The organism is Desulfatitalea tepidiphila, assembly GCF_001293685.1.
Lineage (GTDB): Bacteria > Desulfobacterota > Desulfobacteria > Desulfobacterales > Desulfosarcinaceae > Desulfatitalea > Desulfatitalea tepidiphila.
Genome location: NZ_BCAG01000003.1, coordinates 1,666,141 through 1,684,169, shown reverse-complemented (window position 1 = coordinate 1,684,169; position 18,029 = coordinate 1,666,141). Strand labels below are relative to the sequence as shown.

Here is an 18,029-nt window from a genome sequence, read left to right as displayed (position 1 = left end):
ACGACGCATTCTGTCGGGCAGTTCTACTTCAGGTCGCTCTCTTTATTGGTACTGACGGCGGCCTGAGGACGAGCGCGGTAGATTTGATCCATCTCGAGAATTTAGCGGGCATGAGCCGTTACGGCCGTATGCGTGCAAAATTCAGGAAGTAACTCCTTCGAAACGGTTTTCTTCTCTGTTGTTATAGCGATAATTGAGTTTGATGCTGTAGTCGACGAAAACATTGCCGTTACGAAGCGGGAACATCCCTCCGTGCCCGGATTGGTATGGCAGGTTGCCATCGGTGGTAAGGGTCACCGCTTCTGACAACGCGACGGGAAAAGCCATTTGACCAACGGCAACCTCCTCTTGAAGCGGATTGACCGTGAAGATCACGTCGCCGTCCTGGGTCAATGGGCCCCCTAATCCCGTTATTGATAGTATGGTGCCGTCGACATTGAGCATGGCCCCGCTTTGAATCTGTATTGCATCTTCGTCATCGTCGATGTTGAGTGGCAGACGGCCAGGGGGGGTGGTCGTGATTTGGGTTTGCCCAGCCGGTGCACTGACGGCGATCGGGTAAAAATAGCTGTAAACTCGAAGGTGAAACTGCCCCTCCTGATCAAGCTCCTCATTTCGAAGGGTGAATGTTTCGTCATCCAGGGCTTCCAGGGCGGTATTCCGGCCGACTTCGTTTAGCACGGGATTGCGATACTGGCCGTCTAAGAAACGATATCCGGATTCGGCTAAAAAGTAGGCCCTATCCGCCAATGCGGAGATGGCCGCCTGGCGGCTGGAGGAACCGATCATGGGAATCAAGCTGGCGGCCAGCACCGAAAAAATCAGAATAGCGGCGATGATCGCAATCAGGGCGCTGCCGCGTATTGTTTTAACGCGTGTTATCATGGGGCTGCCCCCCCAAGGTTGTCGGTGTTGCGCATATGGACCAGCGTAACGAAATTTTGGGTACGGCCGGGTGCATCCGGTCGGTTGAGGTTCAAGCGGATTTGGATGGTGGACAGGAGGTTCAAGTCGAACTCCCAGGCCAGAAGGTTTTCGCCCTGGTGATATTGAAGGGCGAAATTTTGAACATCATTGACGAGGATGTCCCCACTATCAGGAATGAGTGTTTCGATATCGGGTTCGACATCCGTATGGAGGCGAAGGGTTTGGTCCGATGCACTGAATTGAATGGCAAAGTTCCGAGGTGTGGGAATGCCGCTGGCATTATCCTGGATCCGTTGATAGATGATGGTGTTTTCACCTACGATATGATGAATGTAGGACAATTCGGTCAACTCTCGTATCACCCGCGCCATGGCCAATTGTCCCTTCTGGCTGACATTCGTGTTGGCCCGGCTGAAGTCATACCCTTCCATAGCGGCCACCAGGCCCATGCCAAAAATAGATGCGAGAATTGCCATTAAAACAAGGGACAGGAGCACCTCTATGAATGTAAACCCACCGCTGTTTCCAAGATGACGGCTTCGGTTGGTGCAACTGCCCGGGTGAAATGCCATTTTTCGGTACTCCGTGCGATCCTACCTTGAAAAAAGGGCTGTCAACTGATGCTGCGTACCGGCAACGGATAGGGTCACCTTGAGCAGCGTATCCGCCAAATCACAATTTTCCTCGGCAGCCGTGGGGTCTTCATTGTTGTTCGTATCAAAAGCAATACAGGTCGCCTTAGCCTCGAGTGAAACCCCATTGGTGTAAGGATCACTCGCGTCCCAATAGTACCCGCTCGTTCGGATTCGATCCTGAAGGGTGATCAATCGAGTGGCATCTTCACTGCGGGCTTTTAATGAAGCACGGTAGTCCGAGGTGACGTTATCCATCACAGCCCGCAGGGCCAGGTTCTCCTCGATGACCTGGACCGGTTGATAACTGCGCCAGGTCTGACCCGACATCACTTCGGCCAGGATGGTGGCCAGCACGGCAGAAATGATGATGGTGACGATGATTTCGAGGAGTGTAAAACCTCGTTGGTTGCGGATCGGATGGCGGGGATGGAAATAAGGAAAGAAGTTTAAAGTATGAAAGTATGAAAGTATGAAAGTTGAGGTTTTCTGTCGATTTTGATTGAATGGCGATGACTTGCAAGCGATCGATTGGACTGCACGGCCGTTTCGGCGATTGGGGCTGATGGCAGATTGGATGGGGTCACTCATCTCACGAATCCTGTGTTTTCGATGATCGTTATGTTGGCGGTTTCGGCACCGCTCCACAAATTGATCGCCGCCTCTCCCCCAACAAAGGTTATCCCGGAGGGTGTGCCCCACTGATCGAATCGAAGGGTAAAACTTTCGGGGGCGATGTTGAGGTAGTCGGCTGTGAGGTCTACCTCGTCCTCGCTTTCGCCGGGGAAATATTGGCGGTTTCCGGTGTCGGTGCCGTTAAACAGCCAGTAGGAGGTTCCCGCCTCTGCATGGACTCCCCAGGGTATGGTGCTGTTCATGGCACGCATCTGGGCGTAACGAATGTGGGCCTTGAGCACTTCCGCGGCTGCCGTCAGGGACACGTCCGGGTTGGCCTGGCGGGAGACGGCAATGGTGGCGAAGATGCTGATAAAGATCAGCACCAGGATGACCTCCAACAGTGTGAAGCCGTCGTCGTTGTTGTTGATTTTTATCCGCATGTTTTCCTTCATACCAAATGGCTGCCGAGAAAGAAACAGCCTTGATGCGTGATAAAGAACAAAGCCGTTGCAGACGTGCGGGCTTGAATTTGGCAGCGTTCCATGGTTTTAGGGAGGCTTGGCATTTTCACAGATTTTTTTTTAGAAGGTCCAGATAGGAAAAACCACCCTATGGGAGTCCACCGCCCCCCCCGCAACATCACGATCTGCCTGTCGGCATTGTCCCTCCTCTTGCTGCTGTTGGTTTGTTACGGCAACAGTTTTCAGGCCTCATGGCAATACGACGACTATCCCAACATTATCCATAACGAGCGGGTTCACATGACCCGGGTGAATGGCGAGCAGGTGATGTCGGCACTCAATGCCGGCCCACCAAAACAGGTCATCGCCAGACCCTTGGCCTATCTGTCGTTTGCCCTCAATTACCGGGTAGGGAAGCTGAATGTCTTTGGCTACCATGTGGTCAATTTCGCGATTCACTGGCTGGCCGCTTTCTTTTTGTTTCTATGGATTCGCGGCACCCTGACCCTGCCTGTTTTTCAGCATCGCTATGACTCTAAAGCGACACTCATCGCCTGGTTGGCTGCCGTGTTCTGGGCCTGCCATCCGATTCAGGTCACCGCCGTCACCTATATCGTGCAGCGCATGACTTCCATGGAGGGGATGTTCTATGTTTCGGCCATGTATGGATACATGGTCGGCCGAGGTGCATCAAGTGGCCGCTCGCGTAAGGTCGGTTATGCTTGGTGCGTCTTAGGTGGCATCGGTGCATTGCTCAGCAAGGAAAATGCAGTGATGCTGATCTACGCGCTTTTGCTCTATGATCTGTTTTTTTTTCAAAAAATGGATTTGCGCACCCTGCGACGGACCTTTCTGTTATGTCTGGGTCTGACTATGATTTTAGGCGGTTTGAGTTTGCTTTATCTCGACCCGCAGGATTTATTTAAACCATACGAAAACAGACCATTTACCATGGTCCAGCGCCTGTTGACCCAGCCCCGGGTACTTTTTTTCTACCTATCCTTGATTGTCTTGCCTATGACCATGCGCATGTCCATGCTGCATGATGTCGCCTATTCTGATTCTCTGTGGTCACCCTGGACAGCGGTTGCCGCTATTATCGGTTTGGTGGCCATGATTAGCCTCCTTTGCCACTTGGCACGCCGACATCGTTTATTCGCCTATTGCGGTTTTTTTTCTTTTTGAATCATGCCGTTGAAAGCTCATTTCTCAACCTCGAATTGATTTATGAACATCGCAACTATGTCCCCAGCATGTTGCTATTTTTGCCACTTGCCTTGGCATCGGTTCGAAGTCTCGATCATTTCTATTACCGAAGATGGTTGCAAAGCAGCTTGGTTGCAGGCCTGACCCTGTGGTGCATGTCCGTTATGCACACGACTTGGAACTACAACCGAATATTTCGCAGTGAATACAATTTATGGCGGCATGCCATAGCGCTTTATCCGATGTTAAGTCTACCCTATGTAAACCTTGGCAAGATATTTTGGATAGCAGGGGAACATGAGGCTTCGTACAAACTAAACCTTAAGGCCACCGAAAATGACAATTTCGAAAACCTGCACCAAAAGGGTGTAGCTTATTATAATTTAGGGTTGTATGCCTCGGATAAACAACATGATCTGAAAGAAGCGCTATTTTGGTTTCAAAAGGCCAGGTTTTTTTATGACATTAATCCCCAGGTATGGCATGAACTGGCACAGGTTAACGTAAAAATGGGCGATTTTTCAAAAGGGCTAGAAATCATTGAAAAGGGCTTGGAACGATGGCCCGATGACACGGATCTTCTCAGTCTCAAAGCGCTCTCATTATTAAAAACGCAAAGATTAAAAGAGGCATTGAAGCTCTCAGGAAGGCTATTGGGGATGCGGTCAAAACACGACAAGATCGCCTGGATGATCATGGCCGAAAGCCACAGACTGTTGGGCGATATCCAGGCGGCACTATCATGCTGGAAAGCACTGTTCAAGAACGACGCCAGCAACATGGCGGCCTTAATAGCCATTATCGAGATAAATGCGAAATTGAATCATACGGAAGGGCTGGATGACTATGTCTGCCGGCTAAACAGAATAGTTGGAGGAGATCAATTGGCCGACTGTATCGGTCTCACGGTTCAAAATCCAAATATGATGCCGTATCTGCCAGATATGCAGTTGGTTCGCAGTGTGCTCAGTAGCCGTTGCATGGACCGCTGCCCGACAAATTGAGACAGCGTGTATCCCAATAAAAAAAAGAGTATTTTAGAGACCAGGCCTCGCTATTGATATTGTGGACGTTAGATTTTCTACGGGGGTGCCATCTTTGCCCCTCACTGTCAGGTTAAGGGTGCCCGTTTGAGTTGTTGATCCAGTTGGTCCGGTCTCAGTGACACTTAAGGTGAAATCTCCTAAATCCGTACCCAAGGTGGTATCTGAATACTCGATGTCGCCAGGTAGCTGATTATTTAAAACCTGCTGGGCGAAGTAGCCGTTGACCCGCCCCACTGCTTCGGCAATTCCCATACCCATGGCCTTCTCGCGCGCCTGCTCCTGAATGTCGAAATACTTGGGTACGGCGACAACGGCCAGGATGCTCATGATGACGAGCACCGCGATAATCTCCAATAGAGTGAAGCCGGCTTCATCGAGGGTGGGGCGTGTTTTGCGATTTTGATGCTCTGTATGCATTGAATTCTCCATTGAGATGGGTTTTTGTCTTGCGTAAAAGCGTGCACTTAATATGCCATGAACGAAAAACAAAGGCAAATAATTTTTAAAGAAAGAATTTATATTTATTACAAGTGGATGTGGGGTTAATAGGTTTTATCGAATCGCGCCTTCGGGTTGGTTTGGGGTCTTGAACTCCAAATTATGTAGAAAAATCGTCAAAAATAATGGTTTTTAAAGGGCCATTGTGGGTTGTTTTTTGGGGGGTGGCGAAGCTGGGATCGTTGGGTCACATCTTATAGGCCGATGCGTCGATGTCGTGTTTTTTCAACCGGTGCCAGAGGCTGCGCTCTTTGATGCCGAGCAGCTTGGCGGCCTGTTTCTGAATGCCGCGGCTCTGGGACAGGGCATGGATGAGCATGTTCTTTTCAAATTCCCTTAACTGATGATCGAGATCCTGTCCGTCCGATGTGGCATCGGTGGTGTCCGGACAGGCCGGTTCATTTTGCATTGCCGGCCAGTGGTTCGTGATGGCCGAGGGCAGGTGGACCGGCTCGACGATGTCGGCGCCGGACATGACAGCGGCGGATTGGATGGCATTTTGCAGCTCACGCACATTGCCCGGCCAGTCGTGGGCCATGAGGCGCTGGATACAGGCGGTGGATAGTTTTTGAGTATCGTTGACGGTGCTAAGAAAATGTTCGGCCAACAGGGGAATGTCCTCGCGGCGCTCCCGCAGGGGGGGCAGGTGAATGAGAAAGACGTTGAGCCGATAGTACAGGTCTTCCCTGAAAAGCCCTTTTTTCACGCGTTCCGGCAGGTTCTTGTTGGTGGCGGCGATGAAACGCACGTCCACCTTGACCGGCTGCGTGCCGCCTAACCGCACGACCTGGCGTTCTTCCAGGGCCCTGAGCAGTTTGGCCTGGGTTTCCAGGGACATGTCTCCGATTTCATCCAGGAACAGGGTGCCTTGGTGGGCCTGTTCGATCTTTCCGATTTTACGATTGACGGCACCGGTGAAGGCCCCTTTTTCATGACCGAACAGCTCACTTTCGAGTAATCCTTCCGGGATGGCGGCGCAGTTCAAGGCCAGGAACGGCTGGCTCCGGCGGCGGCTGTGGCCGTGGATGGCGTGGGCGATCAGCTCCTTGCCGGTACCGGTTTCACCGGCCACCAGCACCATGGAATCGGTGGGGGCCACCTTGACGATCTGGTTCAGCACGGCACGCATGGCGGTGCTGTGTCCCACGATTTCGGGAAAAAGGGCGCTGGCCTCCATTTTACTCAGGATTTCGGTGACCTGATCAAAAACGCGAGAAAAGCGGTTGATTTCCCCGACCGAGACGTCAGATCCTTTTTGGCTGCTATCGATGTCCTTGAGGACCCCCATGGTCTGGGTCTTGTCGACAAAGCGTTCCACCGGCGAAATGACGAACTTGACCACCAGCAGGCCGCACACAAAAGTGAAGATCACCAGGAGGGCTCCCCAGAAGGCCAGGGGCCATTGGGGCGGCAGACTCTTGGAGATGTAAAAGCTGGTCAACTGATAGGCGACGAGAAAGGACAAGGTCGTGAAGCCGGCGAAGATCACCGGTATCAGAATATAGAGATTGATGTGAAAACGGATGTCGCGCATGTTGATTTCTATGGGGCTCCGGATGGACATGACGCGGTAAGCCTATTGCACAACGCGCGACAAATCCCACATGGGCATATAGATGGCCAGGGCGAAAAAGCCGATAACGGCGGCCATGCCGACGATGAGAATCGGCCCAAGGGAATCGTTGAAGCGTTTCACGGCGTAAGACAATTCCCAATCGTAGTGGGCGGCGATGTCGTCGAGCATCTCCTCCAGGTTGCCGGTCTCCTCGCCGATGGCGGTCATGTTGATGACGATGGGGGTGAAATACTGGGATTGGCGCAGTGGCGCGGCGATGCCGCGGCCCTCCTCCAGTCGGTCCTGCAACTCTATGAATTCCTGCGCGATGGCCTCGTTGTTCACGGTATCGGCCAGAATCCGCATGGAATCCATCACCCCGACGCCGCTGGATTGCAGAATGGAAAAGATGCTGGCGAACCGGGCCATGGCGGCCTTGAGAAAGAGGGGGCCCAGGAGGGGCATGTGAAGCAATAATTTGTCCCGGGCGAGGCGTCCCTCGCTGGTTCTGAGGTACACGGTCAAGGTGCCGACAATGGCCACGATGCCGATCAAAACCAGGTACCAGTAATTGACCATGGCATCGTAGATCATGATGCAGATTCGCGTCAACAGGGGCAATTCCAGGCCGGATTTCATGAATATGGTGGAAAATTTAGGGATGACGTAGGTCAGCAGCACGAAGAAGGCCACGATCAAAAAGGCGAATACCAGGGCCGGATATTGCAGTGCGGAACGGATTTCGGAGCGGATCTTGTATTCGTGCTCCAGAATGTAGATCAGCCGTTCGAGCACTTCGGGCAGGGCGCCGCTGGCCTCCCCGGCGCGCACCATGCTGCAGTAGAGCGACGAGAAGATGGCCGGGTGCTTGCGGAATGTCTCGTGCATGCTGGATCCCTGGGAGATGTCGTGACTCATGTTGAGGATCACTTTTTTCAGCACCCTGTTTTCAGTCTGGGACTCCAGGGTCTTGAGCAGGGATAGCATGGGAATACCCGCGCGCACCATGGTGCGGAACTGCTTGGTGAACAGGATCAATTCCGGCATTTTGACCGGATGAATCCACTTGAGCAGGTGCCCCATCCAAAGCATGGGTTCGGCCGCTGTTCGCGGTCTGACCTTGCTGGGAATCAGGCCGTTGCCCACCAGAAGGCTGGCGGCCGCATCGAGGGATTCGGCCTCCAGGGTGCCCGAAATCGTCGCCCCACTCTCATTGATCGCTTGATAGGAAAAGGTCGGCATGGCTATTTCCACTTAACACTTTAAACTCAGTGCCGTTCACTCAGGGCGTTCAGGTTTTTATACGGGCGGGGATGAACCCCGCCCCTACAATGTTTGGAATGTAATACAGGCGTTTTGGTTTCCACACGGGCGGGGATAAACCCCGCCCGTACGCCGCCGGGTTATGGCAACGGCCTGAATTGTGCAACCCGAATCTCGTAGGGGCGGGCTTTACGCCCGCCCGGAATATACCTTAAATTAATGGCATTAGCTTTAAACTTTAAACTTAACACTTTAAACTTCTATTCTTACATCATGACCGCCGAAGCGGCCTCGTCCAGGGTCGTGATGCCCCGGGCCACCTTGTCGGCGGCGTCCTCCTTCAGGGTCCTGAGGCGTCCGGCCTGGTGGGCGGCGCGGGTGATCTCCTGGGCCGAATGACGTTTGAGGATCATGTCCTGCACCATATCATCGATGATCAGGACTTCAAAGATACCGGTGCGTCCTTTATAGCCCTTGTCCATGCAGTTGAAGCAGCCGCTGCCCTTGACCAGGTGGGCGTCCGGGATGCGGTCGATCCCCCAGAATTTCAGTGCTTCCTTGGGCGGTTTCTGGGGTTTGCTGCAATAGGGGCACACCTTGCGCACCAGGCGCTGGGCGATGGAGACGAGCATGACCGACGAAACCAGGAAGGGTTCCACCCCCATGTCCATCAAACGTGTGATGGCCCCGGCGGCGTCGTTGGTATGCACCGTGCTGAGCACCCGGTGGCCGGTAAGGGCCGCCTGGACGGAAATGCCGGCCGTTTCGGCATCGCGCGTCTCGCCGACCATGATGACATCCGGGTCCTGACGCATGATGGCACGCAGGCCGCTGGCAAAGGTCATGCCTGCCCTGCGGTTGAGTTGGATCTGCCGGATCTTGTTCACCCGGTATTCCACCGGGTCTTCAAGGGTGATGATGTTGATGTCGGGCTGGTTGATTCGTTTGAGAATCGAATAGAGCGTGGTGCTTTTTCCACTGCCGGTCGGTCCGGTGCTCAGGATCATGCCGTAAGGCTTGTATATCATGGATTCGAGCTTCTGGATGTCGGTATCGCTCATGCCTAGCTCTTCGAGGGAAAAGACGCCGCTGCTGGTGTCGAGCAGGCGCAGCACCAGGTTTTCCCCGTGGATCGTGGGAATGGTCGAGGCGCGGATATTGATTTCCTTGTTGTCCATGCGGATGGTAAATCGGCCGTCCTGGGGCACGCGGGATAGCGAAATGTCCATGTTGGCCAGGATTTTGAAGCGTGACACGATCAGCATGTGCATGGATTTGGGCGGTGCCGGCACGTCGTGAAGCTTGCCGTCCACCCGGAAGCGCACCTGGACGCGGTCCTTTTCCGGGCTGATATGCACGTCGCTGGCCCCGTCGCGGACCGCCTGCGAAAGAATGGAGTTGACCAGCCGGATCACCGGGGCCTCTTCGGCCATATCGTGCAGGGATTTGACCTCCAGGTCCTCGCTGCTGCGTTCCCGGTCGCCGTTCTGGACCCGCTCGACCTCCATCTCTTCCATGTGTTCGAGCACGCCGCCCATGCTCGAGTAAGTGCCGTAGAGGCTGCCGAGCAGATGGTTCCACTCCTGGTAGGTGCAGATGACCGGTTCGACCTCCATGTTGGTGTGAACCTCGATGGCGTCCAGGGCATTGATGTCCGTGGGATCGGTCATGGCCAGGGTGAGCAGGTAGTTGGTTTTGGACAATGGGATGGCCTGCAGCCGTTGGGCCAGTTCCACGGGAATCAGTTCGGTCAGCGTCATGTCGATGGGAAAATTGTCCGGATGGTATTTCTGGATTTTCAATTGGCGTGAGATCAGGTCCGCGATCTGGGCGCCGGCCACGATGCCTTCGCGCACCAGGAACTGGCCCAGTTTCATATTGTTGCGTTTGTGGTCGAGGATGGCCTGTTTGAGCTGATCTTCGGTCATCAGGCCGGCTTCCACCAGCATCTCACCCAGTCGTTTTTTGTGTTTCACTTTCTTGCCTCGCAGATTCGTCGTCTGGCCCGTTGCATCTCTTGTCAGTAGGGGTATGATAAGAGGGTCGCGCCTTCCGGTAGTTGTGACTCGATCCGACTTCCGGTCGCCATCTCGCTGGGCAGCGCCCCGAGATAGGCCGCGGCCGCTTCCGCTGTTTGAAAATATTCTCTGGCAGCCAGCCAGAAACGCAGCCCCTGATCGGGGTGCCAGTAAGCAATCAAGCGCATGTGGCGCGGCCTCGATGTGTTGCTTGCATAAAGCCTTTGAAACGCCGCCTCCAGATGCGATTGTTCGTCTGCCACGATCCAGTAACAGGTGCCTTTGGACGGGTCCAGGCGGTGCCGCACGACCGGAAACGCGATCACATCGCCCAGGTCGATGGCATTGGGGTCCCGTATGTGCGGATTGGCTTCGATCACGGCGCGCATATTGCGGTTGCTGGCGATGCCGTAGATGTGGCTGACCATTTTAAAAAGGGTGTCGCCGGGTTTGACCTTGATTTGGCCAAGCAGTTCCGGCGGCTCGGCAGGTGCCACCGGCAGGGCGGCCACGGCCGGTTCGCTCAGTACCGCTATGGCCGCCTGGCGGGCAGATTCGGCGATGGTGGATTCCGCAGCCGGCTCCGGCGGCGCCGGCTCCGATGCCTTCGCGAAACCCGCGTCCGCTTGCTGGGCATCCGTTTGCACAGGCGGCACGGGCGGGGATGAAAGGATGGCTGCCGTCGCCGTCGGCGAAGGTCCTGGTTTCGTTACGGCATCGACACGGAACGTTTCGGCCGGGACTTTGAAAACCAAATCCGGCGCTTTTTTAAACGGTAAGATCCCGCGATAGGGACCCACGGTCGCAGCCGCCGCCACGGCGATCAGGAGCGCCGCGCCGCCGTAGAGCAGGCTCCTGCGCAGCCACTGGCGTTGGGGCCGCAAGCGGTTCTTGCACGAACGGATCATGGCCCAGCCGGCTTTGGACCGATTCTGGATGATCATGGTCAGCACGCTCTGGTGGCACAGATGAACGATTTTTCGCGGATAGCCCTTGCTGAAACGGTAGATTGCCCATAGCGCCGGCAGCGTGAAAATGGTGCGCGGTTTGGGCGTTTGGCTCGAGAGCTTCAGGCGGTGATGGATCATCCGGCGCGTGTCGCCGAAATTCATGGGCGCCAGATAGTGCAACAGGTTGATGCGATCGGCGAAGTTGGCATGCTCCCTAAGGATGTCCTCGATTTCAGGTTGGGCGAAGATGACAATCTGGAGCAGCTTGAAGCTGTTGGTTTCGTAGTTGAGCAATTCGCGCAGGATTTCGATGCCCTCGGGGGTGATTTTCTGGCCTTCGTCGATGACCAACACCGTGGTGCGCTGGTGATCGATGCCTTCGGAAAAGAGGTGCTGCTTGATGGCTTCCTTGAGGGCCATGTCGGTGGCCAGGATCTCCACCGTCTCCCTGCAAAAGATCGAAAAGAGCTGCCTCAGACATTCGGTGGCACTGCCAAACGATGGATCGAGGATGAGGTGGGTGCGGATGTCCGCATCGTCATCGAAGCGGCGGATCAGCTCACGGCAAAGCGTGGTCTTGCCGGTGCCGATATCGCCGATGATCACATTGAGCCCCCGGCGCAGCCGTATGGCCAATTCCAGCTTTTGCGCACACGCTTCGTGTTGTTTGGAATGGTAGAAGAAATCCGGGTCCGGTGAGTTGGAAAAGGGTTCCTTCTTTAGCTGCAGTAGCTTGAAATAATCCATGGTGTGCCGGAACGTCTGTTATTAAAGGGTCCATCGAGAGCGCCGACCTGGTGATGGCGCCATCTCTGAAGAGACGGAGCGATGCCGTTTAAGGGGTGCCGGCGGCCGGCGCGGCAGGCTGGGCCGCCGCCGCGGGCTTGGCCCCGAGAATGTGCGGCGTGATGAATATGAGCAACTCCTGCATCTCCTCGCTTCGGCCCTCGCTCTTGAAAAAGTAACCGAGTACGGGAATTTTCCGTAGCCAGGGCACGCCGGCCTCGGTGTCCTGGTTCGTGTTCTTTTTCAGCCCACCGATGACCGTGGTTTCGCCGTCGAACAATATGACGTTGGTTTCGGCTTTTTTTGGCAACGATGGTGGGATAGGTCTGCACTGTGCGCGAAAAATCGACTTCGTTTTTGGTGGTGATGATCTCCAGTTTGAGGGCGTCGTTCTGGATCACGTGTGGCGTCACTTCCAGGCTCAGCAGGGCCTCCTTGTAGATGACGTTAGAGGTGTCGCTCAGAAACACGGGAATGGGCACTTCGTCGCCGCTCTCGATGACCGCCTTGGCATTGTCCAGGGTGGTGATTGAGGGACTGGAGAGGATGTTGAGTTTGCCCTCCTCCTCCAGGGCCGAAAGCTGCAGGGCCAGGATGCCGTCGGTGCCTTGGGTGAGAAATCCGAGGACCATGCCTGCGGTTTGGGCGGCGTTGTCCGTGTTGGCCTGGAAACCGGATGGGAAATTGATGGCGGTGCCGGCCTTGGGATCGACCGAGGCGCCCGAGGCGACGCCGCTGATATCGCTGATGGCGTTAGGCGAGACACCGAAAGCGCGCTTGTTATAGACGCCGCCCCACTGCACACCCAGTTCACGCGCCGTGCTGGTGGTGGTTTCCACGATGTGCGCCTCGATGAGCACCTGGGGCGTGGGCCGGTCCAGCTCCATGATCATGGGAATGATCCGTTCGATGTCGGTGGGGGTGGCCTGGACGATGAGCGAATTGGTATGGGTGTCCACCAGCACCGAACCGGTGAATTCATCCTGTTTCTTGGCGTCCAGCACCTTTTGAACGTTGTCTTTCAGCTTTTCCGCACTGGCAAAGTCGATTGGGATGATTTTGGTGACCATTGGGGCGCGGGTCTCGAGTTCCCGCTGCTTGACCAGTATTTTTTCCTGGGCTTCGAGGTTTTTCAGGTTGCGGTCGCGGTCCTCGATGGTGACGATTCGCACGATGTTGCCTTCCCACTCGTAGGCCAGCCCCTGGGAATTCAAGATGCCGGTGAACACCTGGTCCCAGCGGGCATCCTTGACGTTGATGCTGATCTTGCCCTTCACGCTTTCGTTGATCATGATGTTCAGATCCACGGAGCGCGCCAGCGCGCGCAGCAGGACCGGCACGTCGGTCATGTGCATTTTCATGGTGATTTTACGACTCGGCAGGGTTCGTCCGGAGGTCGCCGCCGGCACATCCGGTCCCATGGTTTCGATTTTTTTGGGCATGGCTTCCAATGATCTGTCGCGCGCGGTGGGTGAGTAGCCCTTGCTCTGTTCGACCAGTTGCTTCCATTGCTCGATGGCCGACGGCTGTTTTTCCCGGCTGTTGGCGCATCCCCAAAAAATTCCCATAACCAGCCCGATGGCCAACACGGCAGTCAATTTTCGATGGGTAGGTATCATGTCCATTTCCATTTTACAGGGTTTGTCGTGAAAAAACCGGCGCATCATGTTATTCCATTTCCTCAATGGTCAGCTGGATCGTCTCCGGTTCCCTGACATGGCCGATTACCACCATGTCGGGACGAATGCTTTTGATGTAATACCCGCGTGTTCCAATGGACTCTCCGGTCATATACTCCAACCCGTTGATCACCGCCAGCCGCCGGTCGCCCAGTTGCAGATAACCCGTGTAGGCCAGCTCGGGGCCCTGTGAGGGGGCTTCGGCGGACGGTTCCCTGCCGGCCGGTGGCGCCGGCTGCTCGTTGAGCGGCGCACTGGAGGGGATGAACGGGTCCTTGACCCAAGCCGTTCCGGCGCGTTCGACCATGTGCTGGTACTCGTCGGCCATCTTTTCCTCACCATTTTCTGGGTCACTTCGGCCACGAAGCCGCGCAGCTCTTCCATCGGACTGGCTTTGGGGGAGCTGACCACGCGCTTTTTGCCGTTGTTCTGGCCGATGAGCTCGTAGGCGCCGTAAGCAATGGTCAGGCACATCACCCCGACGATGATTTTTTCACGTGTCGTCATTTTTCGCTATCCCTGGTTGAGTCGCAACTTGAGCTGCAAACGTTTGACGGCTTTTTCCGTTACCAGTTTGAATTCGTCCATGGACTTGAGATAGGGTAATTTGCAGACGTCCAGCAACAGCTCCCTGAACTGGAAGAAGTCCCCGCTGAAGGTGACGCTCATGGTCAGCTGCCCGGACTCATCCATATAGCTGCTCGCATCGGGTACCGCACTTTCGAATAACACGCCGCTTTTACGGGCCATTTCATTGAACACATCGTTGATCTCGGCCAGCGTTCGCTGTTCGATTTTGCCGGTTTGGGGCAGCGGCAAATCGCCGGGCATCTTTTTCTGCGCCTGCCGGATCAGTTCGCGGTAAATCGGATTGAGAAGTTCCTGTTCCTGGATCTTGGTCTGAAGCTCCTCTATCTCGGCGTCCATTTCGGACATAGCGGTCGCATTGGGCAGGATGAACAACAGGCCGAAGACGAGGATGGCTGCGCCACAGATGATCAGATAGACCAGGTTTTGGGGATGAAGCTTGGACATGTGCAGTGCTCGCATTCGTTAAAGAGGCGCGCCCCGATGACCGGACTAGAGGACTTCCAGTCTGGCCGTGAAACGCAACACCTCCTGGTTGTTGTAAAAAGCTTTTCCCTTGTTCTGAAGCGCCGGCTTGTTAAACAGCGGCGAATTTTTCAAAGTGAGCAGGTACCCTGTCAGCAGGGCCTCGGCGCTGGCCGGATCGGCAAAGACGATGCCGCTTACGATGATCGCTTTCTGGGCGGGCGTCTTTCCGGCCGAACCCTCCGTGAACATGCCATCGATCTCGAGCAGACGAATGTTTGCAGGCGTGATCTGGGACAGTTCGTTGATCACCGCGACCGGCGCGTAACGGTGAACGATTCTTTCGAATCCCTGGCGTTTTTGCTTGGTCTGAGAAAAGAGGGTCAGCAGGGTCTGCTTTTCTGCGACCGGATTGAAAGAGAGTAATTTGTGGTTGAGCTTGTTGATTTGCTCCCGTCTGTCGTCCAGTTGACGCTCCTGCCATGAAAAGAGGCCGATCATGAACAGCAGGCCGATCATGGTGCCGATCAGCACGCGTTGATTGAAGGCGCGAATGCTTTCCAGCCGGTCTTTATCTTTGTGGGTAAAGAGCACATTGGGCGTCGTGCGATTGTTGGAAAGCGCCAGGCCGATGGCCGGCAGGTAGCTCTCCCGCTCGGCCTGGGTCTCGGGCACATTGACCTGGCGAATGAATGCAGACCCTTTGGGAAAGGGATTCATCACCTCGATGGCCATGTCCAGCTGATGACCGATATGGTCGACGATCATCGGATTGGCCGTAACCTGGCCGGAAAGATAGATGCGCTTGACCCCATTGCCTTGAAAGTTGAGCAGATAGTGCTCGAAGGTGCGTTCGACTTGACGGATCAGTCGCTCCATGGCCGGCAGGATCATTTGAAAAACGTCGCGGGCAACCGGCCCTCCATTGCCGTTCGATGATTGGGAGGGCCTCAGTTTCTGGTGCAGAAAATCAAAAAAGAGTTTTTGGGCTTCGGGTGGGATCGTATCGGATGGCTCGCTGCCCTGAGTAGCGGCCTCCTGATCCCGTTGTGCGCCATTGTCAAAGGATTCCTGCTGGTCCTTCATGGAGAGATGGATCGCCTCGACCATACTGCGCATGCCGGCTTTGATCCCCCTGGAGAGCACCAGGTCCCCGTCGCTGTATATGGCGATACGTGACCAGTCACGTCCTATGAAGAGGGCGCACACGTCCTGTTCCGGTTGGCTGATGATCCGGGATCGGAATAGATTCTGGATGGCAAACGGTACGATGGAAATGCCTTTGAGCGGATAACCGATTTGGTTGAACACCTGTTTGAGCTGAACGACTTCCGCTTTTGGGGTTTTGAAGGCCATGACATCGGTTTTTTTGATACCGCCTTCGGTAATGTCCCCCAACACTTCGTAATCCAGAATCTCATCGCTTTCATTGAACTCGACCTTGTTGGTGAAGGTCCAGTACACGGCGTTGGCGATTTGTTTGCGAGGCAGTTTGGGAATTCGCAACCGGCGGGTTTCGACCTTGGCCGAGGGAATCGTGCTCCAGATATCGCAATTGGTGCGTTCCGAGCAAATTCGATCGAGTCCCTCCTTCAGGCGTTCGCTGAACGACGGATCGTTGAAGGATATCTGCGCATTGAAGGGGATGTTGAGGTAATCCAGCAACTCGTAGCTCTTGTCTTTCAAACAGACCGTTTTTGCGATTTTGATATAAGTGTGCCCGATGTCCACCCCGACAATATGTTTTCTCTTCAGGGGGAGCGACGGTTTGAGAACCGATGTAAGAGTGTTGGAAGGCTTTTCGGTTTCGTTGGGGCTTACATCCGGCGGCGCGTCCGGGTTTGGACTGCGAATCAATTCGAGGAGTTTTTCGGTGGAATGGATGTCGTTGGGCTTGGTCAAATTAAATCTCCTCCTGGCGACGTACAGGTCAATGCAGCTCAACGTCGGCAACCCCCGGTCCATTTCCGGATGGGCGATAAGTTGGGTGTAATTGTTTTTTGTCCACAAAGTACCTGTTTTGTCAAGCTATATTACACTATCAAAAGCACCGGGAAATTCCCTTCGATCAGATTCACCGGCCAAGAAACTACCGGCTTGAAAAAAGGCGCTTTGCAGTGTACTTAAAAGATTGTCAACGTTACCGCAGACGGCTGTTCAAAAAATGAACCCGCCGGACGCGTGGACGACATTTGTTTGCAATGTTGTGGTCTGCTTTCCAGTCCCTGAAATGGCTTCGAATAAAACAACCTCGGAAAACGACAGCCGACGATCCATCGTGACCGATCACATGGTGTTGATCGGTTTTGCCCTGGCCGTGATCTATTGGCTGCTCGACTCGTTTCTCTCCCTGTTTTTAGCTTACGACAATTTCTTGGAAAAAATGACCGGTGTCGAGTTGGACAATGTGTGGGGCCGGATTATCGTATTGTGCCTGTTCGCCGTATTCGGCTCTCACGCCCAGTTCACGATGAACGAGCGCAAGAAGGCCGCCGAGAAAATGGAACGGGACGCGGCCACGCGCGAAAGATTCAGGCGGTTGCTCTCTCCCGATGTGGCGGAAATGGTGGTCAATGGGCAACTGGCGGTGAAGCAGGGGGGCGAGGTCCGCTTGGTCACGGTCATGTTCGCGGATATCCGGGGCTTCACGCAATTGAGCAGCGAGGCGGAGGCACCTGAAATATTGCAGATGCTCAATGACTATTACGAAATTTTGGTCGAAATCGTGTTCCGTCACGTGGGAACGGTGGACAAGTTCATCGGCGACGGCATGATGGTTCTGTGGGGCGCGCCGGTTACCCACGAGGATGACCCCGCACGCGCGGTCCGTGCGGCATTGGATATCCAAAGAGCGTTGGAGGCGTTCAACTTCGACCGTGCTTCTCTTGACAAGCCGCCGATCAAGGTGGGCATCGGCATCAACACCGGAGAAGTGGTGGCCGGCTATCTGGGATCGAGCCGCACCATGAGTTACTCGGTCGTCGGCGACACGGTCAATATCGCCTCCCGGCTTTGTGCCGCGGCCATGCCGGGCGAAATCGTCTTGTCGGAATATACCCAACATCTCGTTCAGCATCTTTTTCAGGTCAGACCCCGAAAGGCCGTGATCGCAAAGGGCAAAGATCTGCCGATCAAGGCTTATTCCGTATTGGGATTGAAAAAGAGCGCTTCGGAAGCTCAACAGGACGCCAGCCAACAACCAGTTTGACCTGAAGCCCTTCCTTTTCGTAAAATGCGCGCAATATTTAGTGTCGATCCAGAAATAGGCTAATTGGGTCGAGATCAAGGCCTGCGAAAAATTTTACTGCAGGCATATGGTGAATATTACGAGGATAAA

16 protein-coding genes are annotated in these 18,029 nt (G+C 54.7%); 3 read left to right on the top strand and 13 right to left on the bottom strand.

The features are described 5' to 3' along the window. Positions 1-141: 141 nt before the first annotated feature. From DFT_RS12150 to DFT_RS12135, 4 genes are read right to left on the bottom strand one after another with little or no spacing between them, the layout of a single operon-like run. Positions 142-885, bottom strand: a complete 744-nt coding sequence (locus tag DFT_RS12150) for a hypothetical protein (RefSeq protein ID WP_054031454.1) — start codon at positions 883-885, stop codon at positions 142-144. Then, on the bottom strand, positions 882-1,499 hold the full coding sequence (locus tag DFT_RS12145; RefSeq protein WP_054031453.1) for a PulJ/GspJ family protein: 618 nt from the start codon (positions 1,497-1,499) through the stop codon (positions 882-884). The genes DFT_RS12150 and DFT_RS12145 overlap by 4 nt, the downstream gene beginning before the upstream one ends. Positions 1,500-1,520: 21 nt before the next feature. After that, positions 1,521-2,150 carry a type II secretion system protein gene (locus DFT_RS12140; RefSeq protein WP_054031452.1) on the bottom strand — a complete coding sequence of 210 codons (630 nt, stop codon included), beginning with the start codon at positions 2,148-2,150 and terminating at the stop codon, positions 1,521-1,523. After that, a complete protein-coding gene (locus DFT_RS12135; protein WP_161807140.1) occupies positions 2,147-2,617 on the bottom strand; it encodes a pilus assembly FimT family protein in 471 nt (156 codons plus the stop codon). Before DFT_RS12135 ends, DFT_RS12140 begins: the two co-directional genes overlap by 4 nt. A 171-nt stretch (positions 2,618-2,788) precedes the next feature. Here DFT_RS12135 and DFT_RS12130 point away from each other — a divergent pair, with 171 nt between their 5' ends. Together DFT_RS12130 and DFT_RS12125 are read left to right on the top strand one after the other, a co-directional pair. Next, positions 2,789-3,823 carry a hypothetical protein gene (locus tag DFT_RS12130; protein ID WP_054031450.1) on the top strand — a complete coding sequence of 345 codons (1,035 nt, stop codon included), beginning with the start codon at positions 2,789-2,791 and terminating at the stop codon, positions 3,821-3,823. Then, positions 3,820-4,848 carry a tetratricopeptide repeat protein gene (locus DFT_RS12125; protein ID WP_161807139.1) on the top strand — a complete coding sequence of 343 codons (1,029 nt, stop codon included), beginning with the start codon at positions 3,820-3,822 and terminating at the stop codon, positions 4,846-4,848. Before DFT_RS12130 ends, DFT_RS12125 begins: the two co-directional genes overlap by 4 nt. A 33-nt stretch (positions 4,849-4,881) precedes the next feature. On the opposite strand, the gene DFT_RS12120 is transcribed toward DFT_RS12125, so the two are convergent. From DFT_RS12120 to pilM, 9 genes are all read right to left on the bottom strand, one after another. Then, positions 4,882-5,307: a type IV pilin protein gene (locus DFT_RS12120; RefSeq protein ID WP_054031448.1), complete on the bottom strand. Its 426-nt coding sequence runs from the start codon at positions 5,305-5,307 to the stop codon at positions 4,882-4,884. 268 nt (positions 5,308-5,575) lie between these two features. Further along, a complete protein-coding gene (locus tag DFT_RS27130) occupies positions 5,576-6,952 on the bottom strand; it encodes a sigma-54 interaction domain-containing protein (RefSeq protein ID WP_200907053.1) in 1,377 nt (458 codons plus the stop codon). A gap of 12 nt (positions 6,953-6,964) precedes the next feature. Further along, the gene (locus DFT_RS12110; protein WP_054031446.1) at positions 6,965-8,185 is read right to left on the bottom strand and encodes a type II secretion system F family protein; all 1,221 of its coding nucleotides are present in this window, start codon (positions 8,183-8,185) and stop codon (positions 6,965-6,967) included. Between the two features lie 287 nt (positions 8,186-8,472). Then, positions 8,473-10,182: a GspE/PulE family protein gene (locus DFT_RS12105; RefSeq protein ID WP_054031445.1), complete on the bottom strand. Its 1,710-nt coding sequence runs from the start codon at positions 10,180-10,182 to the stop codon at positions 8,473-8,475. Positions 10,183-10,226: 44 nt separating this feature from the next. Continuing rightward, on the bottom strand, positions 10,227-11,921 hold the full coding sequence (locus DFT_RS12100; RefSeq protein WP_054031444.1) for an AAA family ATPase: 1,695 nt from the start codon (positions 11,919-11,921) through the stop codon (positions 10,227-10,229). Then, positions 11,894-13,579, bottom strand: a complete 1,686-nt coding sequence (locus DFT_RS27460) for a secretin GspD/PilQ domain-containing protein (protein ID WP_161807138.1) — start codon at positions 13,577-13,579, stop codon at positions 11,894-11,896. Before DFT_RS27460 ends, DFT_RS12100 begins: the two co-directional genes overlap by 28 nt. Positions 13,580-13,628: 49 nt before the next feature. Continuing rightward, positions 13,629-13,967: a hypothetical protein gene (locus DFT_RS12090; RefSeq protein ID WP_054031442.1), complete on the bottom strand. Its 339-nt coding sequence runs from the start codon at positions 13,965-13,967 to the stop codon at positions 13,629-13,631. 185 nt (positions 13,968-14,152) lie between these two features. Then, the gene (locus tag DFT_RS12085) at positions 14,153-14,674 is read right to left on the bottom strand and encodes a hypothetical protein (protein ID WP_054031441.1); all 522 of its coding nucleotides are present in this window, start codon (positions 14,672-14,674) and stop codon (positions 14,153-14,155) included. 45 nt (positions 14,675-14,719) lie between these two features. Further along, positions 14,720-16,594 (bottom strand): pilus assembly protein PilM, encoded by a 1,875-nt coding sequence (gene pilM, locus DFT_RS12080; protein ID WP_054031440.1) that lies wholly within the window; start codon positions 16,592-16,594, stop codon positions 14,720-14,722. 328 nt (positions 16,595-16,922) lie between these two features. Here pilM and DFT_RS12075 point away from each other — a divergent pair, with 328 nt between their 5' ends. Then, positions 16,923-17,900, top strand: coding sequence for an adenylate/guanylate cyclase domain-containing protein (locus tag DFT_RS12075; RefSeq protein WP_054031439.1), 978 nt, complete (start codon positions 16,923-16,925; stop codon positions 17,898-17,900). Positions 17,901-18,029: the final 129 nt, after the last annotated feature.

Coding starts and splice junctions, on each gene's coding strand:
- DFT_RS12140 (WP_054031452.1), bottom strand. CDS start 2,150: ATGAGTGACCCCATCCAATCTGCCATCAGCCCCAATCGCCGAAACGGC.
- DFT_RS12145 (WP_054031453.1), bottom strand. CDS start 1,499: ATGGCATTTCACCCGGGCAGTTGCACCAACCGAAGCCGTCATCTTGGA.
- DFT_RS27130 (WP_200907053.1), bottom strand. CDS start 6,952: ATGTCCATCCGGAGCCCCATAGAAATCAACATGCGCGACATCCGTTTT.
- DFT_RS12120 (WP_054031448.1), bottom strand. CDS start 5,307: ATGCATACAGAGCATCAAAATCGCAAAACACGCCCCACCCTCGATGAA.
- DFT_RS12130 (WP_054031450.1), top strand. CDS start 2,789: ATGGGAGTCCACCGCCCCCCCCGCAACATCACGATCTGCCTGTCGGCA.
- DFT_RS12085 (WP_054031441.1), bottom strand. CDS start 14,674: ATGTCCAAGCTTCATCCCCAAAACCTGGTCTATCTGATCATCTGTGGC.
- DFT_RS12075 (WP_054031439.1), top strand. CDS start 16,923: ATGGCTTCGAATAAAACAACCTCGGAAAACGACAGCCGACGATCCATC.
- DFT_RS27460 (WP_161807138.1), bottom strand. CDS start 13,579: ATGATACCTACCCATCGAAAATTGACTGCCGTGTTGGCCATCGGGCTG.
- DFT_RS12135 (WP_161807140.1), bottom strand. CDS start 2,617: ATGCGGATAAAAATCAACAACAACGACGACGGCTTCACACTGTTGGAG.
- DFT_RS12150 (WP_054031454.1), bottom strand. CDS start 885: ATGATAACACGCGTTAAAACAATACGCGGCAGCGCCCTGATTGCGATC.
- DFT_RS12100 (WP_054031444.1), bottom strand. CDS start 11,921: ATGGATTATTTCAAGCTACTGCAGCTAAAGAAGGAACCCTTTTCCAAC.
- DFT_RS12090 (WP_054031442.1), bottom strand. CDS start 13,967: ATGGCCGACGAGTACCAGCACATGGTCGAACGCGCCGGAACGGCTTGG.
- DFT_RS12110 (WP_054031446.1), bottom strand. CDS start 8,185: ATGCCGACCTTTTCCTATCAAGCGATCAATGAGAGTGGGGCGACGATT.